4 protein-coding genes and 1 pseudogene are annotated in these 4,528 nt (G+C 67.7%); 4 read left to right on the forward strand and 1 reads right to left on the reverse strand.

Features of this window, described 5'->3' with window-relative positions:
- The 3 genes from A5704_RS01720 to A5704_RS01730 all read left to right on the forward strand — a co-directional run.
- A partial coding sequence (locus A5704_RS01720) for a sigma-70 family RNA polymerase sigma factor (protein ID WP_067887098.1) occupies nucleotides 1-410 on the forward strand: 410 nt, incomplete at its 5' end.
- Nucleotides 407-1,105 carry an anti-sigma factor domain-containing protein gene (locus A5704_RS01725; protein WP_067749616.1) on the forward strand — a complete coding sequence of 233 codons (699 nt, stop codon included), beginning with the start codon at nucleotides 407-409 and terminating at the stop codon, nucleotides 1,103-1,105. The genes A5704_RS01720 and A5704_RS01725, both read left to right, overlap by 4 nt.
- Nucleotides 1,106-1,455: 350 nt before the next feature.
- Complete coding sequence (locus A5704_RS01730) at nucleotides 1,456-1,989, forward strand: fasciclin domain-containing protein (protein ID WP_231968702.1); 534 nt, start codon at nucleotides 1,456-1,458, stop codon at nucleotides 1,987-1,989.
- A gap of 446 nt (nucleotides 1,990-2,435) precedes the next feature.
- Here the strand turns inward: A5704_RS01730 and A5704_RS01735 are convergent, their stop codons facing one another.
- Complete coding sequence (locus A5704_RS01735; RefSeq protein ID WP_067887101.1) at nucleotides 2,436-3,923, reverse strand: NAD(P)/FAD-dependent oxidoreductase; 1,488 nt, start codon at nucleotides 3,921-3,923, stop codon at nucleotides 2,436-2,438.
- A gap of 402 nt (nucleotides 3,924-4,325) precedes the next feature.
- Here A5704_RS01735 and A5704_RS01740 point away from each other — a divergent pair.
- A pseudogene (locus A5704_RS01740) lies at nucleotides 4,326-4,528 on the forward strand (cutinase family protein); the annotation flags it as partial.

Here is a 4,528-nt window from a genome sequence, read left to right on the forward strand (position 1 = left end):
AGGAGACCACCCAGGAGGTCTACTGCGAGGTGTGGCGGACGGCGCCGGACTACGACTCCAGCAGGGGGTCGGCGCTGTCCTGGCTGCTGACCATCGCGCACCGGCGGGCCGTCGACCGGGTGCGGTCCGAGGAGGCTTCCGGCAGGCGGGATTCCCGCTACGCCGCCGCCAGCGCCGACCCCGCCAGTGATGTGGTCGCCGAATCGGCGATCGCCGGCGACGAGCGCCGCCGCGTCGCCGAATGCCTGGGCGCGTTGACCGACACGCAGCGGGAGTGTATCCAGTTGGCGTACTACGACGGACTCACCTACAGCCAAGTGTCGGACCGGTTGGCGGCGAATCTGTCGACGGTCAAGTCGCGCATGCGCGACGCGCTGCGTGCCTTGCGTAACTGCCTGGAAGTGCCATGACGGAACCGAACGAATTCGAATTGCTCGAGCTGGCAACGCCGTACGCGTTGGACGCCGTGTCCGACGAGGAGCGGGCCGACATCGAGCGGCGGCTGGCGGCCGCGCCGAGGTCGGTGGCGGCGGCCTTCGACGACGAAGTCCGTGCCGTCCGCGAGACGCTGGCGGTCATCTCGGCGACGACGGCCGTCGAACCACCGGCGCATTTGCGGGCCGCGACGCTGGCGGCGATACCCGCACGAGACGAACGCAGATACGGTTGGCGCGCAGCCCTTTTGGGGGCCGGGGCGGCAGCGGTGGTGGTCGGCGCCGCCGCATTCGGCATCGGGATAATGCTGCGTCCCCATCCACCGTCCACGATCGCCGAGCAGGTGTTCGCGGCCCCGGACGTGCGCACCGTCTCGGGCCCGCTCGGCAATGGCACTGCGACCGTTGTCTTTTCCCACGACCGCAACGCCGGCGTGCTGGTGATGAACAACGTCCCGCCGCCGAAACCCGGGACCGTCTACCAGATGTGGCTGCTGAGCGACAAGGGGCCGACGTCGGCCGGGACGATGAGCACCGCCGCGGTGGCGCCGTCGACCACCGCGACGCTCACCAACCTGGGGTCGTCCACCAGCCTGGCGTTCACCGTCGAACCGGGCACCGGGTCCCCACGTCCGACGGGGACGTTCCTGGCCGCGCTGCCCCTCGGCTGAGCGGCGCACGACTCCCGGAAAATCGCGGCCCGTCCGCGGCGTCGGCACAACCACTTTCGACCACCCGCCCACTCTTCCGGACGGACGATCCGTCGCCATTGCCATCGGCGGCCCGCCGACGTCACATCAGATCGTCTCCGGCGATCGCCTGCAATCAGAACCCTCGAGGTCACCCCGACCAAGGGCTGCAGGTGTATTCGTTCACCTACGGCTAGAAACTTCTGCCCCGGCACCCATCCGAAGGTGTTCGGGCTCCGAATCGCTGTCAAATGTCGGACCAACCAAAGGAGTCAAAGGCGATGAAGGCACACAGGACGTCGGTGGCGGCGAAGGGGTTCGCGGTAGCGGCGATGCTGGGTCTGGGTGTGGTGACCGCTCCCAATGCGGCGGCGGCCGATTTGGTGGGCCCCGGGTGCTCTGATTACGCGGCCGCCAACCCGAGCGGCCCGGCGTCGGTGGAGGGAATGTCGCAGGTTCCGGTGGCGGTGGCGGCGTCCAACAACCCCGCGTTGACCACCCTGACCTCCGCGCTGTCGGGCAAGCTGAACCCGAATGTCAACCTGGTCGAGACGCTGAACAACGGTCAGTACACGGTCTTCGCTCCGACCGACGCCGCATTCGGCAAGCTGCCGGCGCAGACGATCGACCAACTGAAGACGGATTCCAGGTTGCTGACCAGCATCCTGACCTACCACGTGGTGCCCGGCCAGCTGAGCCCGGCCAAGGTCGCCGGCTCGCACAAGACCGTTCAGGGCGCGAACGTCACCGTGACCGGGCAGGGCAACGGCCTGCGGGTCAACAACGCGGGCCTGGTCTGCGGCGGCGTACCGACCGCCAACGCGACGGTGTACATGATCGACACGGTGCTGCTGCCGCCGGCGTAACGGGCGCACTCAGTCCCGCTCGCCACACCGGCCTCCCCGGGAGTTAAGCGGTCTTGCAGCCGGCCGCTTGCGCCCGGCCAGGGGCTGGTGTGGCGATGCGCTAGCAGTCCACGGCGGGGACGGTCGGTCAGCGGTCGCTCACCTGTACGGCGGCCGAGAGCTCTACGTGCGAATAGGCGACTGAATGCGCGGGCGCGTCCATGTTGCCCAACACGAACGCAAGGGGGGCCGCCAAGCAGGCGCACCAACGGCACAGTGTTTCCATTGGGCCACACCGCCTTTCGCATCGGTTGCGGACGGATCGCGCCTTGTTCGGTTACCCCGCCGACTGCGGGAGCAAACGGAGATTCGCCGAAAAACGACAACCCCCGCACCGGCATCGTCGCTATGAGGCGGGCTAACAGCCGGCCGCTTCCGCGGCCGGGGCTGATGGGGCGGGTGTGGCGTTAGGCGATGACGTAGTCGCTGAGCGGGAACGTCGCCGCTTCCCGCACCGAGTTCAACGTCGACGTCGGCCGCAGCAGCGAGGCCTCGCCGCTGGGGCTGAAGTAGTACGACCGCGAGGTGGCGCAGTTGCCGGCGTAGAACACCGTGTTGTCCAGCCTCTTGGTCATCCGCTCCATGAACCGGTCGTTGGCCTCTTCGGTCACCTCGAAGGTCGTCGCACCGCGGCGCTTGACCTCGCCGAGCAGCCGGTCCATGTGGCGCATCTGGTATTCGATGGTGTGGAAGAAGGACAGCCCGGAGAAGGCGAACGGGCTGGCCAGGCTCAGGTAGTTCGGGAAGTAGGGCATCGAGACGCCCTGGTAGGCCTGGAAGCGGGTCTCTCGCCACCACTTGCCCAGGTTGCGGCCCTTGCGGCCGACCACCTCGATGGCCGGGAAGTTGGCCTCCCACAGGTCGAAACCGGTCGCCAGGACCAGGGTGTCGATGACGGTCTTGCGCCCGTCGGTGGTGACGATGCCGTCGGCCTCGATCCGCTCGATGGAGGTCGTCTCCAGGTGCACGTTCGGCTGGTTGAACGCGGGATAGAAGCCGTTGGAGAAGGTCGGCCGCTTGCAGCCCATGTCGTAGTCCGGGGTCAGCCTGGCCCGCAGTTCCTTATCGCGGATCCACCGGAACCGGTTGATCTTGGCCAGGTCGGAGGCGGAAATGTTGCCCCGCCCGCGGGTCTCCCGGAAGTGCAGCGCCCCGACGACCATGATGATCTCCAGGATCACGTCGGTGACCCATCGCAGGGCGCGCTGCGCGGCCGGAACTCGGGCGAATAGGCGCCGCACCCCGGGCGAGAAACCGAAGTCCACCTTGGGCAGCACGTGGGTCGCGGTGCGCTGGTAGACGGTCAACTCGCCGGCCTCCTTGGCCAGCTCCGGAATGACCTGGACGGCGGATGCGCCGGTCCCGATGACCGCGATCCGGCGGCCGCGGTAACTGTAGTCGTGGTCCCACGCGGTGGTGTGCACCACCTTGCCTTCGAAGCTGGCGACGCCCGGGATGTCCGGCATGCGCGGCTGGGAAAGGAAGCCCGTAGCCGTGATCAGGAATCGGGTGGTCAGCGTGTCGCCGGAGGCCAGCGCCACCCGCCAGACCGCCGCATCCTCGTCCCATTGGGCGCCCTCGACGGTGGTGTTGAACCGCATGTGGCGGCGCACGTCGTACTTGTCGGCGACGTCCGCGGCGTACTGCTTGACCTCTCCGCCTGGCGCGAACAGCCGCGACCACGTCGGGTTCGGCTCGAACCAGTAGGAGTAGGTGGTCGACGGGATGTCGACGGCGATGCCCGGGTAGTGGTTGACGTGCCAGGTGCCGCCCAGGTCATCCTCGCGGTCGAGGATGACGAAGTTGTCATACCCGAGGCGCTTGAGCTGGATCGCAGCACCGATGCCGCCGAAGCCGGCGCCGACGATGACGGCGTCCAAACGGTCCGTGTTCACAACCTCGCTCCGTGTTTCCCCGCCCCGTGCTCACTTAAATGAACTCTCATTACCCTTACGTAACTCTAATAAAGGAAGCCAGACGACGCACCCGTGTTTGCCAGCATGTGACCTTGCTGACATCGCAACCGGACCTCCCGGGGCGGGTCGCGCCGAACGACGTCCCACCCCCAAAGCCTCTGTCCCCGAGCTAAATCTGCGGTGTTACCGGTGGCCGAACCGGCCGTGGCCGTCCCTTGCGGCCGGCCCGGTAACGCGACGTCATCGCGCCGCGGCGGGCGCAAAATGGATTCATTTGGTGCGTCGACACGCGTCGCTCATCCGGCGCGGCGCGCCGCGCCTCGGTATACAGGAAGCGGCGAGTTATTTTTTACGATAGGGACAGTTTCGGGAGGCGTTCGTATGGGCAACACCGGCGGCATGATCGCACGTCACTTCATCCGTTCCCTTGCTCCGGCAGTGGTTGCGGCGTCGGGCCTCGGCGCGTCGGCCCTCGCCGGGTCCGTGATCCCCACCGCGTCCGCGCAGTGTCCGGACGTGCAGGTGGTGTTCGCCCGCGGCACCGGTGAAGCCCCCGGAGTCGGGCCCACCGGCCAGGCCTTCGT

Source organism: Mycobacterium sp. E735 (assembly GCF_001666955.1).
Taxonomy (GTDB): domain Bacteria; phylum Actinomycetota; class Actinomycetes; order Mycobacteriales; family Mycobacteriaceae; genus Mycobacterium.

Coding starts and splice junctions, on each gene's coding strand:
- A5704_RS01725 (WP_067749616.1), top strand. CDS start 407: ATGACGGAACCGAACGAATTCGAATTGCTCGAGCTGGCAACGCCGTAC.
- A5704_RS01730 (WP_231968702.1), top strand. CDS start 1,456: ATGCTGGGTCTGGGTGTGGTGACCGCTCCCAATGCGGCGGCGGCCGAT.